General features: G+C 73.3%; 19 protein-coding genes and 1 tRNA gene. 16 read left to right on the forward strand and 4 right to left on the reverse strand.

All coding sequences use genetic code 11. The features are described from left to right. Window positions 1-14: 14 nt before the first annotated feature. Together WME83_RS25730 and WME83_RS25735 are read right to left on the reverse strand one after the other, a co-directional pair. Complete coding sequence (locus tag WME83_RS25730) at window positions 15-1,190, reverse strand: hypothetical protein (protein WP_437321932.1); 1,176 nt, start codon at window positions 1,188-1,190, stop codon at window positions 15-17. Window positions 1,191-1,366: 176 nt separating this feature from the next. Beyond that, a tRNA-Leu gene (locus tag WME83_RS25735) sits at window positions 1,367-1,453 on the reverse strand. 342 nt (window positions 1,454-1,795) lie between these two features. On the opposite strand from WME83_RS25735, the gene WME83_RS25740 reads away from it, so the two are divergent. The 9 genes from WME83_RS25740 to WME83_RS25780 all read left to right on the forward strand — a co-directional run bounded on the left by WME83_RS25740 (window position 1,796) and on the right by WME83_RS25780 (window position 10,415). Then, complete coding sequence (locus WME83_RS25740; protein ID WP_437321933.1) at window positions 1,796-3,133, forward strand: dihydroorotase; 1,338 nt, start codon at window positions 1,796-1,798, stop codon at window positions 3,131-3,133. Beyond that, complete coding sequence (gene rimO, locus WME83_RS25745; RefSeq protein WP_437321934.1) at window positions 3,130-4,596, forward strand: 30S ribosomal protein S12 methylthiotransferase RimO; 1,467 nt, start codon at window positions 3,130-3,132, stop codon at window positions 4,594-4,596. Before WME83_RS25740 ends, rimO begins: the two co-directional genes overlap by 4 nt. 109 nt (window positions 4,597-4,705) lie before the next feature. Beyond that, on the forward strand, window positions 4,706-5,095 hold the full coding sequence (locus WME83_RS25750; RefSeq protein WP_437322043.1) for a hypothetical protein: 390 nt from the start codon (window positions 4,706-4,708) through the stop codon (window positions 5,093-5,095). Between the two features lie 98 nt (window positions 5,096-5,193). After that, a complete protein-coding gene (locus tag WME83_RS25755; protein WP_437321935.1) occupies window positions 5,194-6,675 on the forward strand; it encodes a sigma-54-dependent transcriptional regulator in 1,482 nt (493 codons plus the stop codon). Window positions 6,676-6,760: 85 nt separating this feature from the next. Beyond that, window positions 6,761-7,417, forward strand: coding sequence for a type IV pilin protein (locus tag WME83_RS25760; RefSeq protein WP_437321936.1), 657 nt, complete (start codon window positions 6,761-6,763; stop codon window positions 7,415-7,417). A gap of 150 nt (window positions 7,418-7,567) precedes the next feature. Then, complete coding sequence (locus tag WME83_RS25765; protein ID WP_437321937.1) at window positions 7,568-8,176, forward strand: type IV pilin protein; 609 nt, start codon at window positions 7,568-7,570, stop codon at window positions 8,174-8,176. A 102-nt stretch (window positions 8,177-8,278) separates the two neighbouring features. After that, entirely contained in the window at window positions 8,279-8,869 is a 591-nt protein-coding gene (locus WME83_RS25770) for a pilin (RefSeq protein WP_437321938.1), read from the forward strand. 62 nt (window positions 8,870-8,931) lie between these two features. Next, window positions 8,932-9,429 carry a hypothetical protein gene (locus WME83_RS25775; RefSeq protein WP_437321939.1) on the forward strand — a complete coding sequence of 166 codons (498 nt, stop codon included), beginning with the start codon at window positions 8,932-8,934 and terminating at the stop codon, window positions 9,427-9,429. After that, entirely contained in the window at window positions 9,426-10,415 is a 990-nt protein-coding gene (locus tag WME83_RS25780) for a hypothetical protein (RefSeq protein ID WP_437321940.1), read from the forward strand. Before WME83_RS25775 ends, WME83_RS25780 begins: the two co-directional genes overlap by 4 nt. Window positions 10,416-10,603: 188 nt before the next feature. Here WME83_RS25780 and WME83_RS25785 read toward each other — a convergent pair whose 3' ends face one another. Both WME83_RS25785 and WME83_RS25790 read right to left on the reverse strand, forming a co-directional pair. Beyond that, window positions 10,604-12,928: a PEGA domain-containing protein gene (locus tag WME83_RS25785; RefSeq protein WP_437321941.1), complete on the reverse strand. Its 2,325-nt coding sequence runs from the start codon at window positions 12,926-12,928 to the stop codon at window positions 10,604-10,606. A 401-nt stretch (window positions 12,929-13,329) separates the two neighbouring features. Then, window positions 13,330-16,137, reverse strand: coding sequence for a hypothetical protein (locus WME83_RS25790; protein ID WP_437321942.1), 2,808 nt, complete (start codon window positions 16,135-16,137; stop codon window positions 13,330-13,332). Window positions 16,138-16,315: 178 nt separating this feature from the next. Between WME83_RS25790 and gatC the strand changes: the two genes are divergently transcribed. From gatC to WME83_RS25825, 7 genes are all read left to right on the forward strand, one after another. Next, window positions 16,316-16,627: an Asp-tRNA(Asn)/Glu-tRNA(Gln) amidotransferase subunit GatC gene (gene gatC, locus WME83_RS25795; protein WP_020737093.1), complete on the forward strand. Its 312-nt coding sequence runs from the start codon at window positions 16,316-16,318 to the stop codon at window positions 16,625-16,627. Between the two features lie 5 nt (window positions 16,628-16,632). Continuing rightward, window positions 16,633-18,174 carry an Asp-tRNA(Asn)/Glu-tRNA(Gln) amidotransferase subunit GatA gene (gene gatA / locus WME83_RS25800; RefSeq protein ID WP_437321943.1) on the forward strand — a complete coding sequence of 514 codons (1,542 nt, stop codon included), beginning with the start codon at window positions 16,633-16,635 and terminating at the stop codon, window positions 18,172-18,174. Between the two features lie 16 nt (window positions 18,175-18,190). Next, complete coding sequence (locus tag WME83_RS25805) at window positions 18,191-18,787, forward strand: GNAT family N-acetyltransferase (protein ID WP_437321944.1); 597 nt, start codon at window positions 18,191-18,193, stop codon at window positions 18,785-18,787. A 93-nt stretch (window positions 18,788-18,880) separates the two neighbouring features. Beyond that, window positions 18,881-20,053: an NAD-dependent epimerase/dehydratase family protein gene (locus tag WME83_RS25810; protein WP_437321945.1), complete on the forward strand. Its 1,173-nt coding sequence runs from the start codon at window positions 18,881-18,883 to the stop codon at window positions 20,051-20,053. A 20-nt stretch (window positions 20,054-20,073) separates the two neighbouring features. After that, window positions 20,074-21,360, forward strand: a complete 1,287-nt coding sequence (locus WME83_RS25815) for a lysophospholipid acyltransferase family protein (protein WP_437321946.1) — start codon at window positions 20,074-20,076, stop codon at window positions 21,358-21,360. Next, window positions 21,357-22,502: a tRNA pseudouridine synthase B gene (locus tag WME83_RS25820; RefSeq protein WP_437321947.1), complete on the forward strand. Its 1,146-nt coding sequence runs from the start codon at window positions 21,357-21,359 to the stop codon at window positions 22,500-22,502. Before WME83_RS25815 ends, WME83_RS25820 begins: the two co-directional genes overlap by 4 nt. Before the next feature lie 232 nt (window positions 22,503-22,734). Continuing rightward, entirely contained in the window at window positions 22,735-24,027 is a 1,293-nt protein-coding gene (locus tag WME83_RS25825) for a hemolysin family protein (protein ID WP_437321948.1), read from the forward strand. The last annotated feature ends 126 nt before the right edge of the window (window positions 24,028-24,153 follow it).

The raw sequence follows: 24,153 nt of genomic DNA on the forward strand, positions 1-24,153 counted from the left end.
CGGCGCGCCGGGGCTCAAGGGACGCAGGCGCGCTCGAGCACCCTTAAGACTGCGCGCTTCGTGCTCACACCGGGGCTCATCGCCTCCGTCCATGCGACGCCCACGCGCTCGCCGGCGAGGGTCAGGCTGGGAGGATCCTTGACGGGAATCGCCCCATCCGACACCCGGATCCCCCGGGCGGAAGGCGCTCCGTCGGCGCCCAGCTTCACGAGCAGGAGCTGCCCGTCGGCCTTGCCATCGTGGCCGACCCACGCCACGAACGCCCCGTCGCCGCTCGGCGCGAGCGCGCGCCATTTGCCCTTGCCGAGCACCCAGGGCGCCCCGCGCGGCCGCGCCTCGGCGTCCAGCGCTCGGGCGAGCAAGGTGGGCCCTTCGTTCCACGCCACGAGCGCCCCGCTGCTGGTGGCCACGAGCCCGAGCCGCCGCTCCTTGTCCGGCGTTTCCTGAGTCGCGGCGGCCGAGCGGTCGCCGCCTTCAGGCTTGGCCACGATGTGGGCATTCCCTTCCCGGCCGGCCGCGTCGAACCGCGAGGCCCGGACGCTCCCGTCGTCCTCTTCGTGCCACACGACGAGGTAGCCGCCGGACGCGTCCGCAGCGACCGCCGGCCAGCGCGGCTTCTTGGTGTGGCGCGTGACCCCGACCGCTTTGAGCTGCGGCTGCGCAGGGTCCACCGGCGCGAACTGGAAGACGCCCAGCTGGTTGCGCTCCGCCCCGAAGGGGGCCGCAGCCACCAGGGAGCCGCCCGGAGCCGGCGCGATGGCGACGTTCTCGCTGACCTCCCTCCCGATCGCGCCGACGCGCAGGATCTCCGTCGGCGGGTTCGTCTCCCAGCGCGGCCGGGCGTAGGCGAGCCCCTCGGCGTCGAACCACGTGACCGCCCAGGCCTCCCCCGAAGAGAAGATCCGGAGCCCTGCCTCGCGGGTGTTCGAGATCGCCCGCGCCCGGGCGATCTGCCGAGCGTCGTTGTCGAAGCCGGCGAACGCGATCTGCGCGTCACCGCCCTTGAGGTCCACGAGCCACACGGCGCCGAACGAGCCGTCGGCCCGGCCGGCCACCCCCATCCCCTCGCGCAGGATGTAGGTCGCGACGTCGCCCGACTTGACCTTGCACCCGGTGAGGGTCCCGAAGGGGACGAACTCCTGCACGCCGGACCCGCGCGGGGGCTCGACCTCGACCGTCGCCGTGGCCACGGCCGGCTCGGTCGAGGCGCTCAGGGCGGGCCCAGCAGCGGGCTTGACGTCGCTCGATCCGGACGCTGCGGCCGCAGCGCCCCCGGGCCGGGATGCGCTGCGATCGCAGGAGATGCCGCAAAAGGCAAATAAGGAGAGGGCCACTATAGTGGCTAGACAAGGATAAGAAGAGCGCCTGGTGCGAAGCAGAGGACTTGAACCTCCACGGGAGTTACCCCACTGGAACCTGAATCCAGCGCGTCTGCCAATTCCGCCAGCTTCGCGAGCGGGACGGCATCACTACCTCACCCCCTCGCGGTTCGTCAAGCCCCACATCACGCCCAGAGCGTTTTTCTTCCGGCGCGTGTCGCCCGCCGCTCCACCAACGAGCAGCCCAGCCGCCCTTCGCCACCTCGGCCGCGCGGGCGCCCCGCAGCTGCGCCCTCGGCCGCGCGGGCTCCCTCCTGCCGACCCGCAGCGGCGTCCTCGGCCGCGGTGGTCTCCTCTCGATCGCCCCGCCGCGCCCCGCCGCACCCCGCCCCGGTCTCCCCGGCTGCGCCGGCCCCCCTCGCCGACCCCGCAGCGGTGCACGGCGAGAGGCGCATGTGCTAGGGGAGCGCGCTCCCATGGCGGCCATCGGCTCACCTCCCCCTCTCCTCCTCTTCGTCGGCGTGCGCGCCGTCGACCCGGCCCATCAGCTCGACGACGTTGTCGACGTCGTCGTGGAAGACGGCGTCATCACCCGCGTGGGGCGCGGCGCAGCGACCGACGATCTGCGCCGCGCCGGCCAGGCCGAGGTCGTCTCCGGCGAGGGGCTCCTGCTCCTCCCCGCCTTCGTCGATCTCCACGCCCACCTCCGCGAGCCCGGGCAGGAATACAAGGAAGACATCGCCTCCGGGCTGGCCGCCGCGGCCGCCGGCGGCTTCGCGCACGTGTGCGCGATGCCCAACACGCGGCCCGTCAACGACACCCGCTCCATCACCGAGGCCATGGTCGCCCGCGCCCGCGCGCTCTCGGGGCCCGCGCTCCACCCCATCGGCGCGATCACGATCGGCCAGAAGGGCGCCGAGCTCACCGAGATGGCCGACCTCAAGGAGGCCGGCGCCGTGGCGGTCTCCGACGACGGGCGCTGCGTCACGTCGAGCGCGGTCATGCGCCGCGCCCTCGAGTACGCGAAGACCTTCGATATGCCGGTCATCCAGCACGCCGAGGACCACGCCCTCACCGAGGGGGCGCAGATGCACGAGGGGGCGATCTCGACGCGCCTCGGCCTCCGGGGCTGGCCCCGCGTGGCGGAGGACATCATCGTCGCGCGCGACGTGCTGCTCGCCGAGGCCACCGGGGCCCGCTACCACGTGGCGCACATCTCGTCGCTCGGCGCGGTCCGCATCCTCCGCGAGGCGAAGGCCCGCGGCATCGCCGTGACCGCCGAGGTGACGCCGCACCACCTCACGCTCACCGACGCCGCCGTGCTCGGCTACGACACCGCGTGCAAGGTCAACCCGCCCCTGCGCGAGCAGGCGGACGTCGACGCGCTCCGCGAGGCGCTCGCGGACGGCACCATCGACGCGGTCGCGACCGATCACGCGCCCCACTCGACGCTCGAGAAGGACTGCGAGTTCGCCGAGGCGTCGCCCGGCCTCATCGGCCTCGAGCTCGTCGTCCCGGTCCTGCTCGACCTCGTGCGCCAGGGCGCCCTCCCCCTCGGGCGGCTCGTCGACGCGCTCACCCGCGCCCCCGCCCGCATCGCGCGGCTCGAGGCGCCCGCGATCAAGGCCGGCGCCCGCGCCGAGCTCTGCCTCGTGGACCCGAACCTGAGCTTCGTCCTCGACCCGGCGCGCCTGCGCTCGAAGAGCAAGAACACGCCGCTGCTCGGCAAGCAGCTCACCGGCCGCGTCAAGATGACGCTCGCCGCCGGCCGGGTCGTCTTCGTCGACGGCGACGGCGAGGGAGCAGCAAGATGAGCTCGCGCAAGGTCCACTTCGTCAGCCTCGGGTGCCCCAAGAACCGCGTCGACTCCGAGGTGATGCTCGGCGTCGCCCGCGCGGCCGGCTACGCGCACGTCGACGACGCCGCCGAGGCCGAGGTGATCGTCGTCAACACCTGCGGCTTCATCGGCGAGGCGAAGAAGGAGTCGATCGACGCCATCTTCGAGATGGCGCAGCACAAGGAGCACGGCAGCTGCAAGCGGCTCGTGGTCGCCGGCTGCCTCTCGCAGCGCCACCCCGAGGAGCTCGCCCGCGAGATGCCCGAGGTCGATCACTTCCTCGGCTCGAGCGACATGCTCAAGCTCGGCCAGGTGCTCGCGGGCGACGCGGAGCGGATGCTCGTCGGCAACCCCGCCGAGTGGCTCATCCGCGCCGGCGATCCGCGCACCCTCTCGACCCCCGGCGGCAGCGCCTACGTCAAGATCGCCGAGGGCTGCAACCGCACCTGCTCGTTCTGCGTGATCCCCGACCTGCGCGGCGCGCAGCGCTCGCGGCCCATCCCGGACGTGGTGCGCGAGGTCGAGCAGCTCGCGGCGGCGGGCGTCCGCGAGATCAACCTCATCTCGCAGGACACGATCGCCTACGGCCGCGACGCCGCGGGCCGCGCGCAGGGCGGCGAGCGCGCGACGCTCGCGGAGCTCGTCCAGAAGGTCGCCGACGTGCCCGGCGTGCGCTGGGTGCGGCTCTTCTACCTCTACCCCGAGACGATGACCGACGATCTCATCGAGCTGCTCGCCGGCCACCCGCGCGTCGTGCCCTACGTCGACATGCCGCTCCAGCACGCCGCGGACGCGATGCTGCGCAGGATGCGGCGCGGCCACGGTGGCGACCGGCTCCGGCGGGTCGTCTCCACGCTGCGCGAGCGCGTGCCCGACCTCACGTTCCGCACCGCGTTCATCGTCGGCCACCCCGGCGAGACCGACGCCGAGTTCGAGGAGCTCTGCGATTTCGTGCGCTGGGCCGAGTTCGAGCGGGTCGGGGTGTTCCGCTACTCCGACGAGGAGGCGAGCCGCAGCTACGCGCTCGAGGGCAAGGTCCCCGCGCGCACGGCCGCGAGCCGCTACCGCCGCCTCATGACGCTGCAGCGCCGCATCGCGCACAAGAAGAGCGCCGCGATGATCGGGCGCGAGCTCGAGGTGCTCGTCGAGGGGACGAGCGACGAGCACGAGTACGTGCTCATGGGCCGCCACGCCGGTCAGGCGCCCGACATCGACGGGCAGGTCTACCTGTCCGGCGGCGAGGTCCGCCCCGGCGAGATGTGCCGCGTCCGGATCACCCAGGCGAGCGACTACGACCTCGTGGGCGAGCTGCTCGACGAGGACGAGGGCCAGCGCGGCGCCGCGCTCCCCGTGCCCCCGGAGCTCGGCGCGGTGGCGGCGAAGCGGCGCGTCGCCCTGCGCGTGCTGCAAACCGACGGACGCGAGCGCCAACAGAATTGACGGCCCCGCCGGCGGCGCGTCGCGCGACGGCTGAAAATCGCGCGGCGCCGCGGCGCTCACGGGCGCCCTGGGCGCGGCACGCGGTGTGCTATGAAGCCGTCCCGTGCCGATGCTCCGCCGCGCGCTTCACCTTGCTTTCGCCCTGGCGATCTCGCTGCTCGCCGGTGCGGCCTGCCTGAGCCCGACGCTGCCCCTCCCCCCGCCCGAGCCGGCCGACACGATGCGGCCGTCCGCGGACCGCGAGGGGGTGTGGCAGATCTCGGGCAACTGCGCCCCCGGGGCGCGCGTCAGCGTGTTCAACGAGCGGACGCAGCGGGGCGTGATCGAGGACGACACCGACAAGAACGGCCGGTACCACCTCGAGATCGAGGCGGAGCTCTGCGACGTCCTGCTCGTGTGGCAGGAGCTGGAGGGCAACGGAGGCGAGGAGAGCGCGGCGCAGTCGTTCGTCGTCGAGGAGCGCACCCCGCTCGGCGTCGTCAACGACGCCTGCCCCTGAAGGCCGACGGGCGCGCGACGGCGCGCGTCAACGCAGCGCGCCGCGCCCGATGGCCGCCGTCGACGCGCGCGCGGAGCGTCGTGTAGTGTGGTGGCGTGATGGCGTCGATCTCGCCGAGCATCCCGCCGACCGCCACCCGGGTGCTGGTCGTCGATGACGAGCCGGGCCTCCGTCAGGTGCTCAACATCGCCTTCCGCCGCCAGGGCTACGAGGTCGCGCTCGCGCCCGGCGCCGGCGCCGCGCTCGAGGCGATCCGCCAGAACCCGCAGCCGTTCCCGCTGATCCTGACCGACCTCGTGATGCCCGACGGCTCGGGGATCGAGGTGCTCGCGGCCGCGAAGGCGCGGAGCAGCGCGACCGAGGTGATCGTGATGACCGCGCACTCCACCGTGGAGAGCGCGCTCGACGCGATGCGCCGCGGCGCGTACGACTTCGTGACCAAGCCGTTCTCGCCCGCGGAGCTCATCGCGCTCGCCGCGAAGGCGCTCGAGAAGAGCTCGATCGTCGCCGAGAACCAGCGGCTGCGCGCGCAGCTCGAGCGGCTCGACCTGCCGTCGCGCGAGCCGCTCGGCACGAGCCCCGCGATGCAGCGGATCTCCGAGCTCATCGGCAAGATCGCGCCGACGCGCACGACCGTGCTGATCACGGGCGAGAGCGGGACCGGCAAGGAGCGCGTGGCCCGCGCGATCCACGAGCAGAGCGACCGCGCCGCGAAGCCGTTCCTGGTCGTCAACTGCGGAGCGCTGCCGGAGGCGCTCATGGAGAGCGAGCTGTTCGGCCACGAGAAGGGCTCGTTCACGGGCGCCGGCGCGCGCGCGCTCGGGCTGTTCCGGGAGGCGGACGGCGGGACGCTGCTCCTCGACGAGGTCGGGGAGCTGCCGGCCTCGCTGCAGGTGAAGCTCCTCCGCGTGCTCCAGGAGCGGAAGGTGCGCCCGGTCGGCGCCGCCGCGGAGATCGCGGTGGACGTCCGGGTCCTCGCCGCGACCAACCGGGATGTGGAGGTCGAGGTGCGCGAGGGGCGGTTCCGGCAGGACCTCTATTACCGGCTCAACGTCATCCGCATCGAGCTGCCGCCCCTGCGCGAGCGCCCCGGGGACGTCTCGCGGCTCGCCGAGCGCTTCCTGCGCCGCTTCGCCGCCGAGCTCGGCAAGGACGTCCGCGGCCTCACGACGGACGCGATGCGCGCGCTCGACGCCTACGGCTTCCCGGGCAACGTGCGCGAGCTCGAGAACATGATGGAGCGCGCTGTGGCGCTCGCCGGAGGGCCCTCGATCGGCCTCGGCGACCTCCCGAGCGCCGTCGCCGGCCTCAGCGCGAGCCCGGCCCCGCTGCTCGCGCAGCTGCCGCCCGGCGGGTGCATGCTCGACGAGGTGCTCGGGGAGGTCGAGCGCCGGCTCATCCTCCAGGCGCTCGAGCGCACCGGCGGCGTCCGCAAGGCCGCCGCGAAGCTGCTCGGCGTGTCGTTCCGGTCGCTGCGCTACCGGCTCGCCAAGCACGCGCTCGCCACCGACGCGGACGGCGACGACGACCTGGAAGGGGGATCCCGACGAGAATCGTCACCGCCCGGCGCCCCGCAGTGACGGTTTTCGTCACCGCGGGAAACGAACACAACCACACACACCTCGCGCAGCTCGCCCTCTCTCTCAAGGAAAACCGAGGAAACGCATGAGCTTCTCGCGGAAGTCGAAGACGGCGCAGGGCCGCGCCCCCCTTGGCACGTCGCCTGCTGGAACGTCCGTGCGCATGCGGAGCACGCGGCGACAGCGAAGCGCGGCGAGGCGAGCGTTCACGCTCGTCGAGCTCCTCGTCGTCGTTGCGATGGTGGGTATTCTCGCGGCGCTCGCCCTCGTCGGGTATCGCAAGTACATGAACGCGGCGGGCGTCGCCGAGCCGAAGGCGGTCATTCAGGGGATCCGGGGCGCGCAGGAGTCCTACAAGGCCGAGATGCTCGTGTACCTGGATGTCTCGACCTCGCTCAACACCTGGTACCCTGATGGGCCGCTCACCAATCAGAAGCGCGCGTGGGGCGGCGACACCCCCAACGGCGACAGGTGGCGGATGCTCAACGTGACGACCGACGGCGCGGTCCGCTTCGGGTATGCGACGAAGGCGGGCACCGAGCCCAACTTCACCGTGACCCCCAACTCGGGCTTCTCATTCAGCGGGTTGCCCGGGCCTCCGCTGAGCGATCCGCAGTTTTTGCCGAACGGCCCCTGGTACGTCATCCAGGCGGCCGGCGATCGCGACGTGGATGGGACGCTCGCCTTGCTCCTGACGACATCGACGATGTCCGGGATCTACTGGGAGAACGACACGGAGTAGAGGATGGTTTGCCACGGCGCGGCGCCGAGAGCGCCTGTCCGTGGGAGAGGTTTTCGCGCTGCGGGCTGGCCGGGCCCCGCACCAGGCATCGTCACGGTCCGTCTCGGCCAGGAATCCAATTAAAGAAAGCATCACGGAGGATCGACACTCATGCGTGCACTGAAGCGATACGACAGAAGAGGCTTCACCCTCGTCGAGCTCATGATCGTCGTCGCCATCATCGGCGTCCTCGCCGCGCTGGCGATCTTCGGGGTCCGCCGGTACCTCGCGAGCGCGAAGAGCTCGGAGGCCAAGAACACCGTGGGCGCGATCTCCCGCGGCGCGGTCGCCGCCTTCGAGCGCGAGACGGCGCCTTCCGCGATCCTTGGGGCCGGCGCTACGTCGGCTGCCGCGACCAACAGCCTGTGCGCGAGCGCCGACCCGGTGCCCGATGCCGTTCCGTCCGGAGGCAAGTACCAGCCGAACACGGCCGCAGGGCAGGACTTCGAGCTCGGCAGCGAGACCGTGGGCTGGCCGTGCCTGAGGTTCGCGATGACCCAGCCGATCTATTTCCAGTACCACTATTACGCCGGTGCACGTGTTCCCAACCAGGACACTCCTCCTGCGGTCACTGGGACGTATTTCGAGGCGGGCGCCGTCGGAAACCTCGACGGGGACACCCCGCCCGTTTACAGCGTGTTCACGCGCTTGGGCCAGGTGGACGCCAACGGGCAGCTCGTCGTGGCCACGCAGGTCCACGTCGAGAGAGAGTACGAATGACCTGATTTCTGGCTGCCTGGCTCACGGATGAGCCGGGCAGCCAGGGCCGAACGAAGCCACCGGTCATGAGGGTGTACCATGCGATACACGGATGCGTCTCGTGTGCGCGGATTCACGCTCGTCGAGCTCATGATCGTGGTGGCCATCCTCGGCGTGCTCGCCGCCCTGGCGATCACCGGGGTGCGCAATTACCTCACCGCGGCGAGGACGGCTGAAGCGAAGCAGATCGTCGGCGCCATCACCCGCAGCGCCATCAACCAGTTCGAGCGCGAGCGCGACGCCTCGCAGGTGCTCCCCGCGGCGGGATTCTCCACGGCGAGCCCCCACACCCTCTGCGCCTCGGCTGCGCCGGTCCCCCTCGATTTCACCTACGTCCAGGGGACGAAGTACCAGCCGAGCGCGGCGCCCGGCGTCGACTTCATGTCGGGCTCGACGACCGAGGGCTGGCAGTGCCTCGGCTTCACCGTCGAGCAACCCATCTACTTCCAGTACTCGTACCAGGTCGGCAGCGGCTACCTCAGCGAGGGCCTGACGGGCGCGCCCCTCCCCAGCAGCGCGGAGGCGTTCGAGGCGGGAGCGCGCGCGGACCTGGACGGCGACGGCCGGCCGTGCACGCTGGTCCGCATCGGCGAGGTGCGCGACGGCGAGATCGTGACCAGCACCGCGATCTTCACGGAAAACGACCCGGACTGACGCGGGCCAGGGCCGTCGGTGGCGCTTGTTGGATCGTGGAGGGGTGAGGTAGAGAGGAGCCCATGACCTGGCGCTCCTGGAGCGCGCTGGAGCTCAGCGCGGCCTTCGCGGTCGGCGGCAGCGTCCTCGCCGTCGCCGTCCCCGCGTTCTTCCGAAACCTCAGCGCATCCAAGCTGAGCGAGCCGATCGAGGGGCTCGACCGGCTGGTGACCAGCGCGGTCGCCTACGCCGAGTCGCGGCCGCAGGAGATCAGCTTCCCCCCGTCCGCCCCGCTGACCCCGGCGCAGGTGCCGCGCGGCGTGCGCGCGGTCGATCCGCCGGAGTCGTGGGAGCACCTCACGTGGCGGTCGCTCGACTTCCGCGTCGAGGGGCCGCACGCGTTCGCCTTCCAGTTCACGAGCGAGCTCGACGCGTCGAAGGCCATGCGCTTCATCGCGACCGCGCACGGCGACCTCGACGGCGACGGCGCGCTCTCCACGTTCGAGGTGCGCGGCGAGCGGATCCCCGGGGAATCGGCCCGCGTGCTCCCGGGCATGTTCGTGGACCGCGAGGTGGAATGATGGGGGCTCGTCCGGCGCCCGGGTCCGCGGACGGCTCGCCACCCCGCCCGCTCCTCTCCCGCGTCGCGCGCGCGCGCGACGCGCTCGTCACGGCCGCGCTCTCGGCCGTCGCCGCCGTCGCGATCGGGAGCGTGCGCGCGCCGGCCGCGGCGCTGGAGAAGCGCGTCGCCGAGACCTCCGACGTGTACGTCCTGCCGCCGCCGGACGAGGTGGTCACCCTCTCGCTCGGCTACCGCTCGGCGCTGGCCGATCTGCTGTGGTCGCACGTGCTCGTCTCGCAGGGGCTGCACACCATGGAGCGCCGCAGGTTCGAGAACCTGACCCTGCTGCTCGACGCCATCAACGCGCTCGACCCGACCTTTCGCGAGCCGTACCTGTTCGCCGACGCGCTCATCACGTTCCAGACGACAACGACCCCGCACGAGGAGGTCGTCAAGGCGCGCGAGATCATGGAGCGCGGGGTCCAGAGCCGCCCCCTGGACGGCGAGCTCTGGCTCGCGCTCGGCCAGTTCGTCGCCTTCATCGCGCCGGCCTCGTACCTGACCGATCCCGCGGAGAAGGCGCAGTGGCGCCTCGACGGGGCCCGGATGCTCGCGCGCGCCGCGGAGCTCGGCGGCGGCGACGCGAACATCAGCTGGCAGGCGCTCGGCGGCGCGGGCATCCTCGGGCGCGCCGGCGAGCGCGAGGCAGAGATCCGGTTCCTCCAGCGCACCCTCGCCGTCACGGACGACGAGGAGCTGAAGCGGAAGATCCGCGGGCAGCTCGACGTGCTCCTCGGAGAGCAGGCCGCGGAGGCCTACCGCCGGCGCCTCGACGGCTTCAGCGAGATCTGGCGGCGCGATCTGCCGTTCGTCAGCAAGACGGCGATCCTCGTGCTGGGCCCCCCGCGCGACCCGGCATACTGCGCGGGCGGCGCGCACGCCGAGGAGCCGCGGTGCGCGACGACGTGGCGCGCGTGGGCCGAGCGGGTCGAGGGCGAGCGGTGAGGCTCCTCGACGCCGCCGGGGTGCGGGCGTCGCCCCCGCGACAGCGCCGTTCGGGACGGGCCGTGTCAGGGAGGGTTCACGCGGGGAATCGCGAGGCGTCGTCGGCCTCGCCCGACGCCGCGAGGTAGCTCCTCGGCGGTCCGAGCAGCTCCGCCCGTGCGCCGGGCGCCGCGGGCCACCGCGGCGCGTCAGTCGAACCTGACGGCCGCGGTCTTGGTCTCGCCGGCCTTCACCGAGACGGTGACCGACTTCTTCCCGAGCTCCGAGTGGATGAAGGTCACCGTGTGCGACCCCGCGGGGACGCTGACGCCGACCTTGGGCGTGCTCCCCAGCGGCCGCCCGTCGAGGACCACCTTCGAGACCGGGATCGAGTTGATATTCAGGGTCGCATTGCCGGCGGCAGCCGCGGGCGCGGGCGCAGCCGCCGGCGCCTCCGCCTTCGGCGCCGCGGCGGGCGCCTCCGACCTCGGCGCAGGGGCGGCCGGCGCAGGCTCCGGCTCCGACGCGGGCGCGGGCGCGGCGGCGACCGGGGCGGCGGCGGCCGGCTCGGGCTTGCTCGCCTCCTCCAGCGCGATCCGGATCGTCTTCTCGGCCAGCCCGTCCTCGAACGAGATCGCCTGGGAGAAGTCCGTATACCCCCTCTTCGTCGCGACGATCTTCCAGCGCTCCGACGGATTGACATCCACCTTGACGGGCGGCTTCTTCCAGGCCGAATCCGGCAGCTTCTTCTCCGTCCCCTTGGAGCTCACCAGCTTGACCGAGGCGCCCGACGTCGCGAGATCGAGCGTGACCTGCCCCTTCAGCACCTTGAGCGCGACGGTGCCGAGGTCCTTCGTCTGGCCCTGACCGACCTCCACCGTCTGCTCCACGGGCTCGTAGCGCTCGCCGCCGTCGAAACGGATCTTGTGCTCCCCCGGAGATACGCTGACCTCCAGCGGCAGCGTGCCTTTCTCCACACCGTCGATGAAGACCTTCACGCCGGGCTGCGCGCCCGACGCCTTCACGCCGGTCGCCGTCGACGCGTTGGTCGAGGTATGCGCCGCCGCGCCGTCGAGCGTGATCACGACGACCTTCTCCTTGCCGCCCTCGACGACCTCGACGGCATCGCGCGGCGGGAAGTCGGGGGCGAGGATCTTGACCACCTTGGAGCCGGGATCGAGCTCGCGCACGACGCAAGGCACGGTGTCGCAGCGCTTCTGGCCGTCGATGAAGATCTCGGCCCTCGCGACCGAGGTGCCGCCCGGGGCCTTCAGGTCGATGGTGAGCGCGCCCTTCTTCGGCACGAGCATGACCACGGCCAGGATGAGCACGGCGACCAGCGCGAGCCCGCCGAGGAGCACGCCCGCCTTGCCGGCGCCCTGCTGCGTCGCAGGGCGCGGGCGGATCGCCGTCGGCTCGTCGTTGCGCGACAGCGAGCGGTGGCCGATCTCCGGCGGCATCGCCGGCGCCGGCGGGGCGCTCGGGATCGGCGGCGGCGTCGGGATCGGGGTGCGCGTCCTCGCGGCCGGCGCCGCGCCGCCGGAGCTCGCGAGCAGCGCCGCGGCCGCCTTCGGGAGCGCCGGCGAGCTCACCGTCGGCAGCGGTGTCGTCCGCCCGGGCATGCTGTCGCTGCCCGGCCGGTCGTAAACGTGGGTCGACTCCTCGTCGTCGTCCCAGTCCATGTCGACCGCGGTGCCCTTGCCCGACTGAGGCTTCCCCTCGTCGGCCGCCTTCTGCGGCGGCTTTACCGACGGCACGCGCACCGGCGGCGGGACCACCGGGGGCAGCGCGCTGGTCGGCGCCGGCGGCACCGGGCTCTTCGACGGCAGGGCCGGGGCGGTGACCGGGGGCAGCGCCGATTGCCGCGAGGGAGGCGGCACCACGGGCGGCAGAGAGCCCGGCTTGACCGAAGGGGGCATCGGCGGCGGCAGCGAGCCGGGGCTCGTCCCCTTCGCCGACACCGGCGGCGGCAGCGAGCCGGGGCTCGTCCCCTTCGCCGACACCGGCGGCGGCAGCGAGGCCGGCTTGACCGAGGGGGGCATCGGCGGCGGCAGCGAGCCGGGGCTCGTCCCCTTCACCGGCACCGGCGGCGGCAGCGAGCCGGGACTCGCGCCCTTCGCCGACACCGGCGGCGGCGGCAGCGGGGAGGCCATCCCCCCAGGGAGCGTCACCGCAGGAGCGGGCGGCGGCACCGCAGGAACGTTGGGGGGCGGCGGCACCGCGGCGCCGACGAGGGTGCGCTGGCGCGTCGGCGGCGAGGGGGGCACGAGCGCGGGGCTCGCGGCGCGCGATGACTTCTTGGCGAGCCCCTCGAAGACGTCTAGATCGCTGCCGCCCTTGTTATCGGCCATGTTCGAGAACTCCTCAGGACATGCGGCGCCGTTCGCCGCGGCTTCCGAGAAACGATCGCGCACGCGTCGCGCGATGAGCGTGATGGGGAAGAGCGGGCCCTCGTCGCGGGCGAGCTCGGAGAGCCCTGCGCGACCCTGACCCGCTGCAGCGTACCGCTGGTCCGGTGACTTCGCGAGCGCCATCGGGACGATCCCAGTCGCGGCGCCGCGGCGCGCGCGCCGCGATCTCGCGCGGATCTCGCGCGTCGCGGCCGGCGCGACGCCCCATGACGTCCGCGGCGCTCGGGGCCTCGGACGCGCGCTCGCCTGCCGTCATCGTCCGGAAACAGACGCCCAGCGCGGCGTGAATCGCGTGGATCGATCGCGCGCGGCGCTCGATGGCGCGCCTCGACGCGATCGCGCGCCCGCGCTCCCGACGCGCTGTGCGCGCGACCTCCGCCAGCGAGCCCACGCCGATCCGCGCCAAAAGGTCGCAAGCTCCGAAGAACGGCAAACGGTGCACCGACCCCCTGTTTCTAATCCCTCGGACCGCCGACGCACAAGCGCCTACTGCATCCCAGGCGAGGATCCGGGCGCCTCCACGATCAGGGGTCGCCGTCCGCGGTTTCCTCTTTCTTCGGCTTTTTGAAGTATCGAACGCGCTTCTGCTGGAGCGGATACCAGACGCTGTGCGGAACGATGGGAGTGGACTCGAACATCCGGCCCGCGCCGGGCGCCTCGGCGCGGGTGAGCCCGACGGCGCGCGGGCCCGACGGCGGGTGAACGGCGGCCCCGGCGAGATCTGTATCGCCGCCGAGGGCCACCGAGAGCGGCCGGGGGAGATAGATCCGCGAGGAGCACCCGAGCCCCGCCAGGAAGTCCTGGAGCAGCTTCGCGTCGCGCGGGTCCACGGGCGTCGGGGGCGGCGCCGAGGCGTCCGGCGACAGCGCGGCGTCCGGCGCGCTGGACGGGCCGGCCGCGGCCCGCTCGACGTAGATCAGCATGCCGTCCTCGTCGTTGACCCCCAGCGCGGCCACGGCCCCCGCGCTGCTGGCGGCCCCCGTCGCGATCCGGACCGCGCCGCGCACCGGCGGGGTCGGCGAGGCCGAGAACGCCCCGGCCGAGTGCCAGATGCTCGACGCCCCGCCCTGGCCCGCCCCGGGCGCCGCGCCGCCGTCGCCGAGCATCGCCACGATCGGGCCCGCCCCGGCCGGCGGGGGCGCCCCGGGCTCGCCCAGCGGGGCGGCCGCGACCGTCCGCGGGTCGACCTTGAGCACCCGCAGGCGCACGCCGGGCCGCGCGGGATCGGGGCGGATCTCGGTGGTCGCGAGCGCGTACGGGAAGCCGTGCTGCGGGAGCCCCTGGGTGCGCCAGACGCCCTCCCCCGCCTCGGCCGGCGCGGCGCGCGGCGCGAGCGGCGGCCCCGGCAAGAGGTGCCGCAGCGTCATGTAGAAGAAATCGCGCGCCTCCCGCCGGATGTAACGGGGGAAGTTCATCAGGCCCATGCCGCGGATGAGCCGGCGGCCGCGGAACCGGTAGCCCGAGAGCCCCGAGACCTCGCCCTCCGCCTCCCACTCGCCCTGGAGCGGGCGCCCCAGCGCGGGCAGCTCGCCGCTCGGCGCCACGTGGTAGAACTCGAGCCCGCTGTGGCCCGCGTTCATGTCGAGCGCGATCCCGTAGGAGCAGCGGGCCTGGATCATCGCCTGCGACAGCGCCTCCGGGCTCACGTCGGCGCCGTAGAAGTACGCGACGAAGCGCTCCCGGGTCAGGCAGATGCCGGTCCTGACCGTGTGCGTCTTGTCGGCCCAGCCGGGCGGCGTGCCCCCCCACCACGTGCGCCCGAACGGATTCCACTTCTCGTCCTGGACCATGACCGTCATGTTCTGGCGGTACGAGAGCATCCACTCGGGGACGGTCTCGTCCTCCGACCAGGTCCCGAAGAGCGTGCTGCCGTCGCGCCGGACGGCCACGGTCGCGGCGTACGGCTTCGGCGGCAGGTACATCACCCCGTCGGCCATCATGCCGAACTCGCCGTGCATCGCCTGGAAGCCCGCGTTCGACGCGGCGACCACGCGCTTCATGACCTCGGGCGTGCGCGGGATGAGCCCCGGCCCCGCCTCGCCCGTCGCGCCCTTGGGCTCCACCGTGCCCGCCATCATGTGAAGCTCCACCTGCCGCGGGTCCCAGAGCGCGATGTAGACGCGCGTCGCCTTGCGCGAGCGATCCGCCCGAATGAACGTGGTCATGAACGCCGGCGGGAGCCCGTCGAGCTTGCGCACGAAGGCGTCGCCGCCCTGCGGGTTCCACTGCCCCTCCCCGGGCAGCGCCGGCGTCACCCAGGGCTCGAGCGGCGCGGGCGGCCAGCCGATCTCGGGATCGATCGGGATCTGGCGGACGGGCGGATCCAGCGCGCTCTTGCCGAGATCCGCGGCGATGTCCTCGGCGCCCGTGTCGCCGGTCACCGCCTCCTTGTTGCGGAGGATGAAGTCGAGCGCCGTGAACGCCACGGCCTTGACCGTCTGCATGGCGGCGTCGCCGATCACGAGGCGCACCCGGTCGACCGCCCAGGTGACGAGGTTCCCGGGCCGCGCGATCTCGAACGACTCGGCGCGGATCCACGCGGGCAGCGGCGCGTCCGCGCCGCGCAGCGGCAGCCGCGCCTCGCGGCCGCCCGCGCGGACGACGACCTCGCCGTCGCCCTCCAGCGCGACCGCGACGTCGACCGCGCTCGCGGCGCGGCGGCCCTCGTCGGGCGCCGCGGCGCCGGGGCCCTCCGCCGCGGGGTCCTCCGCGCCGCCCGCGCCGGGGTCCTCCGCGGCGGCGTCCTCGCCGCGGGCCGGGTCGATCGCGTACGTCCGCCGGCCGATCCCGCGCAGCCGGCCGGTCGCCTGCCAGCTGGTGATGGCGTGCTGGAGCCGCTCGACCGGCGACCAGTCGGCGCCGCCCGGGGGCGCCTGGCCGTCGAGGTCGAGCACGTGCACCGTGGGCGACGCCGCCTCGATCAGGGGGCGCGAGACGTACGCGAGCGCCTCGCGGCGGAGCACGGGCTTCGACTCGTCCGCGCCGCTCGTCTCCGTGAGGTTGTGGATGCCCGAGACGTCGAGCAGGACCCCCTCGGGCGAGAGCCGCGTGTCGACGAGGTAGAGGTCGGTGGGCTCCCCCCGGACGGCGCCGCGCGCGACGGCGCGCGCCCTGACGCCGAGCGGCCGGAAGCTGCCGCGCGGCGGGTCCACCCACACCACGTCGCCGGACGCCGCGGCGATGCCCCGCTCCGCGAGCTCCGCGACGAGCGCGGCCGATCGGTCTCGAGCGCCTCCGCCCACGTCGGGCGCCATCGCCGCGGCCGCGGCCGCGCAGAGGACGATGATGCCGATGCGCTCGCGGCGCAGGGAGGGCGTTTTCGGGGACTGCATTCGCCTACAACGCGCGGAGGGCCGGGGCTCCTGCCCGAACGGCCGAGGGCGCGCGAGAGCCCGCCGTTATCACCGTTTTTGTACCGCGGCCAGATTCGGGGGGGCGCCCGCGGAGCGGCGCCGCATGCGTCCGGCTCTAGCGTCCGCGGAACCGGCGGTGCTACATCGGGCGCTCGCCATGTCGAACGCTGACTCGCCCCCTCTCCGCCGCGATGAGGCGCTGACGATCGCGCGCCTCGCTCACCTCGATCTCTCCGCCGAGGAAATGGAACGCCTCACCGGTGATCTCGGCAACATCCTCAGCTACGTCCGGCAGCTCGAGGAGCTCGACGTCTCGGCGGTGCCGCCGACGGCGCACGTGCAGATCGAGCGGCTGCCGCTCCGCGCCGACGAGGAGGCGCCCAGCCTGCCGCGCGAGGTGGCCCTGCGGGAGGCGCCGCGGGTCGAGGACGACGGGTTCGCCGTGCCGGCGTTCGTGGACGAGGGGTGAGGCCGATGGACACAGCGATCCTCGACCGTTCGATCCCGGAGCTCGCGGCGCTCGTGCAGCGCGGCGAGGTGAGCGCCGAGGAGGTGGCCCGGGCCGCGCTCGCGCGCATCGAGCAGCGCGACGGCGCGCTCGGCGCGTTCCTCACCGTGCAGGGGGAGCAGGCCATCGAGGCGGCGCGCGCGCTCGACGCGAGGCGCGCGCGCGGCGAGGCGCTCGGCCCGCTCGCCGGCGTGCCGATCGGGCTCAAGGACGCGCTCTGCACCGAGGGCGCGCCGACGACCGCCGGCTCGAAGATCCTCACGCGGGCGCCGGCCGGCGGCTCGTCGAAGGCGCCCGACGCGGCGCGCGGGTACCGCCCGCCGTACGACGCCACGGTCGTCGCCCGCCTGCGCGAGGCCGGCGCGATCCTGCCGGGCAAGTGCAACATGGACGAGTTCGCGATGGGCTCGTCGAACGAGAACAGCGCCTTCGGTCCGGTGAAGAACCCGTGGGACCGGACGCGCATCCCCGGCGGGTCGTCCGGCGGCAGCGCGGTCGCGGTGGCGGCGGGGATGACGCCCGGCTCGCTCGGCTCGGACACGGGCGGCTCGATCCGCCAGCCGGCGAGCCTCACCGGCGTCGTCGGCGTCAAGCCGACGTACGGCCGCGTCTCTCGCTACGGCCTCATCGCGTTCGCCTCGAGCCTCGATCAAATCGGCCCGTTCGCGCAGGACGTGAAGGGCGCCGCGCGGCTGCTCGAGGTGATCTCGGGCCGCGACCCGCGCGACGCGACGAGCCTCGACGCGCCGGTGGGCGCGTACGAGGCCGCGTGCGGCCGCGACGTCGCGGGCCTGCGCATCGGCGTGCCCGAGGAGTACTTCGCGAAGGGCATCGACGGGCAGGTCGAGGCGAAGGTGCGCGAGGCGATCGAGGGCCTGCGCGGGCTCGGCTGCGAGGTGAGGCCCGTGCACCTGCCGCACACGCGCTACGCCGTGGCGGCCTATTACATCGTCGCGACCGCCGAGGCGTCGTCCAACCTGGCGCGCTTCGACGGCGTGCGCTTCGGGCTGCGCGTCGAGGGCGAGCGCGGCGGGAAGGCGGACCTCCAGGGGCTCTACGGCGGCACGCGCGGCGAGGGGTTCGGCCGGGAGGTGAAGCGCCGCATCCTGCTCGGCACGTACGTGCTCTCCGCGGGCTACTACGACGCGTACTACCTGCGCGCGCAGAAGGTCAGGACGCTCATCCGGCGCGATTTCGACGAGGCCTTCCGCGAGGTCGACCTCATCGCGGCGCCGGTCTCGCCGACGGTCGCGTTCCGGCTCGGCGAGCGCGTCGACGACCCGCTGTCGATGTACCTGGCCGACGTCTACACGCTGCCCGCCAGCATGGCGGGGCTGCCCGCGATCAGCGTCCCGTGCGCGACCGCGCCGGCCCCCGACGGCGGGCCTCCGCTGCCCGTCGGCCTGCAGCTCATCGCGCCGGCGCTGGAGGAGGCGCGGCTCTGCAGGGCGGCCTACGCCTGGGAGCAGATCTCTCCGGTGCGCGGCCTGCGCGCGCCGGTCGCGTGACGGAAGGGGCGCGAGGGTGAGCTCCGCGATCGCGGTGGCGGCGGCCGGCCCGGAGCACCAGGCCGGGCTCGAGGCGCTCTTCGAGGCCGCCGGCACGCCCTGCTACTGCCGCTACTACCACTTCGAGGGCACCAACAACGAGTGGCTCGCGCGGTGCTCGGACGGCCAGGGCGAGAACCGCCGGGAGTTCGCCGCGGCGCTCGCCGCGGGCAGCGACGAGGCGCGCGGCGTCGTGGCGCTCGCGCAGGGCGCGACGGACGTGGTCGGGTGGCTCAAGGTCGCCCCCGCCGCGGCCGTGGCGAAGGCCTACGAGCGCCGCCTGTACCGCGGGCTGCCGTGCTTCGCGGGCGATCGCGCGGGCGTCTTCCTCATCGGATGCGCCGTCGTGCACCCGCGCCACCGCCGGCAAGGCGTCGCCACCGCGCTCGTCGCCGGCGCGGTGGAGCTCGCGCCCGCGTGGGGGGCGCGCGCCCTCGAGGCCCTGCCCCGCCGCCCGCGGGAGCCGGTGAGCGACGAGGAGCTGTGGACCGGCCCCGTCTCCGCGTTCACGCGGAACGGATTCGTCGAGGTGCACACGTTCGAGCCGTATCCGGTCCTTCGCCGGACGCTGTGACGTCGCCGCGGCGCGGATCCGGCGGCGAGGCCCGCCTCCGGTCGCGCTGCGCTTGCGCGCGCCGGCCGACCAGGTAGTGTCGCGGCCGCGCGCATGGCTCCCTCGTCCGAGCACCCCGACGCTCCGGCCAACGACCTTGCCGAGCAGAGCTCCTCCGCCGGCGTGGGCCGCGCCGCGCCCGCCCCCGGCGCCGGCGCGGCGGCGAGCGGCCCCGGCGCGCCCGCGGCGCCGTCGTCGGCCGACGCCTCGCCGCTCAGCCGGCAGGCGTCGTCGCGCCCGCGGGGCCGGGTCGTCGCCCTCACCGGCGCCGCGTCCTTCCTCGGGCGCAACCTCATCGGGATCCTCGAGGAGGACCCCGGCATCGCCCGCGTGGTGGCCATCGACATCAAGCCGCCGGACACGGGCGGCTCCAAGCTGCGCTTGCACACGATCGACCTGACGGCGCCGGCCTCGGAGGAGCGCGTCGCCGAGGTGCTCGCGGCCGAGCAGGTGGACACGCTCGTCCACCTCTGCTTCCTCTCGTCGCCGACCCCGGCGACGGCGTGGGCGCACGAGCTCGAGTCGGTGGGCACGATGCACCTGCTCCACGGCGCGCGCCAGGCGAGCCTGCGCAAGCTGATCCTCTGGAGCCAGACGATCCTCTACGGCGCGCACCCCACCAACCCCAACTTCCTCACGGAGAAGCACCCGCTCCGCGCCGATCCGGACGAGCGCTTCTTCGCGGACAAGATGGCCGCCGAGCGGGAGTTCAACGCGTTCGGCGCGAAGGCCAAGGGCACGACCGTCACCATCCTGCGGACCGCGCCGATCCTCGGGCCGACCGTCCAGAACTACCTCACCCGGTTCCTGGCGCGGCGGCTGGTCATGACGATGCTCGGCTTCGATCCGCTGTGGCAGTTCATCCACGAGGTCGACGCGATCGCCGCCTTCAAGCTCGCCATCGACGGCGATTTCCCGGGCACGTTCAACATCGTGGGCGACGGCGTGCTGCCGGTCTCCACGATCGTGCGCCTCGCGGGCCGGACGCCCTTCCCGGTGCTGCACAGCGCGGCCGGCCCGCTCGTCGCCGCCCTCTGGGCCGCGCACGCGGCGATCGCGCCGCCCAGCTTCCTGCGCTACCTGCGCTACGTGTGCGTGGCGGACGGCGAGAAGGCGGCGCGGGTCATGGGGTTCCGGCCGGTCTACACCACGCGTGAGGCGCTCCTCGATTACATCAGCGCGCAGCGGCTGCGGGACGTGCGGCTCCTGCAGGAGACACCCGCGTGAGGCGGCTCGGGGGGTAGAGCATGGGCACGGAGCACGATCGAGAGCGCAAGGGAGCAGTGAACGGGCCGCCGGCGTCGACGCGGAAGCGCTCGGAGCGGCCGGGGTCGATGCCGGTCGTGCCGAGCATCGACGTCGAGGAGGAGGAGACCCGGTACCTGGCGCCGATCGGCCCGACGGAGCCCTCGGACGATCGCGAGACGCAGTCGTCCGAGGCGCACGCCCCGGTCGTGCCGGTGACCGCCGAGGAGCTGCAGCGCCAGATCCGGGAGCTCGAGTCGCGGCTCAAGGGCGTGCTCGCCGGGAGCGCCCCGCAGGACGCGAGCGTCGGGGCCGCGGGCGGGCCCGAGACCGAGCGGAGCCCCCGCGAGGGCGGCGCGCCCGGCGAGCACGTCGGTCACGGCGGTCACTTCGGTCACCTCGGTTACGCCAGCGAGCCGCCGCTGTCCGAGCCCGGGACCGCGCGAGACGTCCTGTCGACCGATTTCTACCTGCGGCAGTGGGGTCGCGCCGGCCTGCGCAGCCGCTCGGAGGAGGTCGACGAGTTCGGCTTCGATCCCAAGTACGAGGCCCGGTACAGGCCGCTCTTCGACTTCCTGTACCGGCACTACTTCCGGATCGATCTCCAGGGCGTCGAGCACATCCCCGCCGAGGGGCGGTGCCTCGTGGTGTCGAACCACTCGGGCGGTCCGATCCCGTACGACGGGCTCATGCTGCGGGCCGCGGTGCGGCGGGAGCACCCTGCGCGCCGGGAGCTCCGCTGGCTGGCGGACGACTTCGTGTACTACCTGCCGTTCGCCGGCACGATCATGAACCGGCTCGGCGCCGTGCGGGCTTGCCAGGAGAACGCCGAGCGGCTGCTCGCGGGCGAGCGGCTCGTCGCGGTGTTCCCGGAGGGGGCCAAGGGCAGCGGCAAGCTCTACAAGGACCGCTACCAGCTCCAGCGGTTCGGTCGCGGCGGGTTCATCCGGCTCTGCCTGCGCACGCGCACGCCGCTCGTCCCGTGCGCGATCGTGGGGGCCGAGGAGACGAACCCGCTCTTCTACCGGGTCGAGCACGTCACACGCGCGCTCGGCATCCCGTACCTGCCGATCACCCCCACGTTCCCTGCGCTCGGGCCGCTGGGCCTCGTGCCCGCGCCCACCAAGTGGAAGATCCGCATGGCCGAGCCGGTGCGGTTCGACGCCTACGGCCCCGAGGCGGCGGACGACCAGATCCTGGTGCGGCGCCTCGCCGAGCGGGTGCGCGCGACCATCCAGGGGCTCCTCGACGAGACCCTGGCCACCCGGAAGTCGATCTGGTTCGGATGAAGCAGGCGGCGCCGGCGGCTCCTCCGCCCATGCTCGAGCACGCCACCGAAGGGGCTCCGCCCCCCGCGCCCGAGCGGGCCGCGACCGTGAGGCCGCGCCCCGAGGGCGTGCTGGTGATCGACAAGCCGCAGGGTCCCACGAGCCACGACGTCGTGGCCCGGCTGCGCCGCGCCCTCGGGGTGAAGCGCATCGGGCACGCCGGCACGCTCGACCCGATGGCGTCCGGCGTCCTCGTGGTGCTCGTCGGCGAGGCCACCAAGCTCGCCCCGTACCTGACCGCGCAGGACAAGCGCTACACGGCGCGGGTCGTCCTCGGCGTCGGGACGGACACCCTCGACGCCGACGGGGAGGTCACGGCGGCCGAGCCGCTTCCGGCGTGGCTCGACGAGGAGCTCGGCGCGCTCGCCGGGGCTGGCGGCCCCCCCGGCGTCGAGGCGCTCGCGGCGGCGGCGCCGCGCATCGCAGCGGCGCTCGAGGCGGAGCGGTCGCGGCGGGAGCAGACCCCGCCGGCCTACTCGGCCATCAAGATCGCGGGGCAGCGCAGCTACGCCCTCGCGCGCGCCGGCCAGGCGGTCGAGCTGGCGGCGCGGGCCGTCGAGGTCCGGTCGCTCGCCGTCTCCGGCGCCTCCCGCGGCGGCCCCGGCGCGCCCGACGCCGTCGCCGCGCCCGCCACCCTCGACCTCGAGCTCGAGGTGAGCAAGGGCTACTACGTGCGCTCGCTGGCGCGCGATCTCGGCGCGCACCTCGGCGTGCCCGCGCACCTGTCCGCGCTCCGCCGCACCGCGAGCGGCGCCTTCACCGTGGCGCGGGCGGTGCCCCTCGACGCCGGCGCCGACGCGCTGCGGGCGTCCCTGCGCCCGCTCGCCGAAGCCGCCGCCGAGAGCCTCCCCGTCGCCCGCCTGACCGAGGATGGCGCGCGGCGCGCCCGTCTCGGACAGCCGCTCACCGACGCCGACTTCTCCCTGGCTCCTGCGCACCCTGGCCCCGCTGTGTGGCTCGATTCGTACGGACGCGTCGTCGCGCTTGGCGCCCCGGAGGCCGTCGAGGGTGCCGATGCCGAGGGTGCCGAGCGCTCGCCAGCGCTGCCCGCGACCCGATTTTCCGTCCTGCGTGGTTTTTCTGGGGGTGATCGACATCCGTGAAAATCCTGCTCGGTAGGGGAAAAACCACAACAGAGGGCAATTCCCTGGACTTCAGCAGATCCACGGATCATGTCATTGGACGAGCTCGGCCCAGACGGCCGAGCCTGGGAGTCTGTCTTGCATCGAGTCCGGAGAAAGCGCGAGGATCCCTCATCTCCTGAGATTTCGCGCCCCGGTCCGGTTGCGCTCCCCTCGCCTGTTCCGTTACGATTCGTCCGTTAGGAGCCTCGGTTTGAGTCCCGATTTCGTTCCATTGCCAGCGCTCGGCGCTGCAGTTCTCTCCGCTGTACTTGGCTCGCTGTTCGTCGGCGCCGACACCGCACTGACGACGCTGAGCGCGACGAGGCTCGGCGCGCTGATTGAGCAGTCGACGGGCCCGACGAAGGCCGCCTACGAGCGGATTCGTCAAGAAGACGCCAAGCTTCGCTCCCGTTACCTGCTCGGCTGGGTCGTATCGACCAGCCTGACCGCCGCCTGCTTCGACCTCTTCTTCCGGCGGAGCTTCCCCGAGACGGCCCTGCTCCTCGGCCTGGCGACGACGATCGTCGTCAGCGGGGCCCTGTACGAGGTGAGCTCGACGCTGGGCCGCAAGCACGCCGATCGTGCGGCGTCGATGGCGGTGCGCTTCTTGCGCCCCCTGGAGATCGCGATGCTGCCGCTCGCCGTGCCGCTCGGCTGGATCGGCTCCAGGCTGGGGCCGCGGGAGGGTGAGCAGCCGTCGGATCCGCGGGTCGCCGAGGCGGAGGTCGAGATCCTGGTCGATGAGGTCGAGCGCTCTGGCCTGTTCGGGCGAGAACCGGCGGAGATGATCCGGAATGTGCTCGAGTTCGCCGATCGCACGGCGCGGGACGTCATGGTGCCGCGGTCCAAGGTCGAGGCGATCGAGATCTCCACTCCGCTCGAGAAGGTGCTGGAGATCGTGACCGAGAGCGGTCACTCCCGGTATCCGGTGTACAAGGATCAGATCGACAACATCGCTGGTCTTCTCTATGCGAAGGACCTGTTCAAGGTCCTGGAGGAGCGGCGGCTCAAGAACACGACGCTCCGGGAGATCACGCGGAGCCCTGCCAATTTCGTCGCCGAGTCGCAGCCGCTCTCCTCGCTGCTGCGGGAGATGAAGAGCCGGCGGCAGCACCTGGCCATCGTGGTCGACGAGTTTGGCGGGATGTCCGGGATTGTCACCCTCGAGGACGTGCTCGAGGAGATCGTGGGCGACATCCGGGACGAGCACGACGAGACGGACGACGGGGCGGCGATCCAGGACCTCGGCGACGGCCGTCTGGTCGCCGACGCGGCCGTGTCGATGAGCGATCTCTCGGCGTACCTGGGGGCGGAGCTCGACCGGGAGGGGAAGTACGAGTCGCTCGGCGGCATGCTCACACAGCATGTGGGCAAGGTGCCCGAGGTGGGCACGGCCGTGAGCAAGTTCGGCTTGCGCTTCATCGTGCGGGACAGCGACGAGCGTCACATCGGCAAGGTGGAGATCGTCCGTCCGCGAGCCATGGGCGCCGGCGGAGCAGCCTGAAGCGGTCGAATCGCCCCAAACGGACGGCCTGAAGCGTCCGAGTCACCCCGAACGGACGGCTTGAAGCGGTCGAGCCGGACGGAGCTAGACCACCAGTCTCCCCACCGTCCCCGGCGAACCAAGCCG

The organism is Sorangium sp. So ce385 (assembly GCF_051474135.1).
GTDB lineage: Bacteria > Myxococcota_A > Polyangia > Polyangiales > Polyangiaceae > Sorangium > Sorangium cellulosum_D.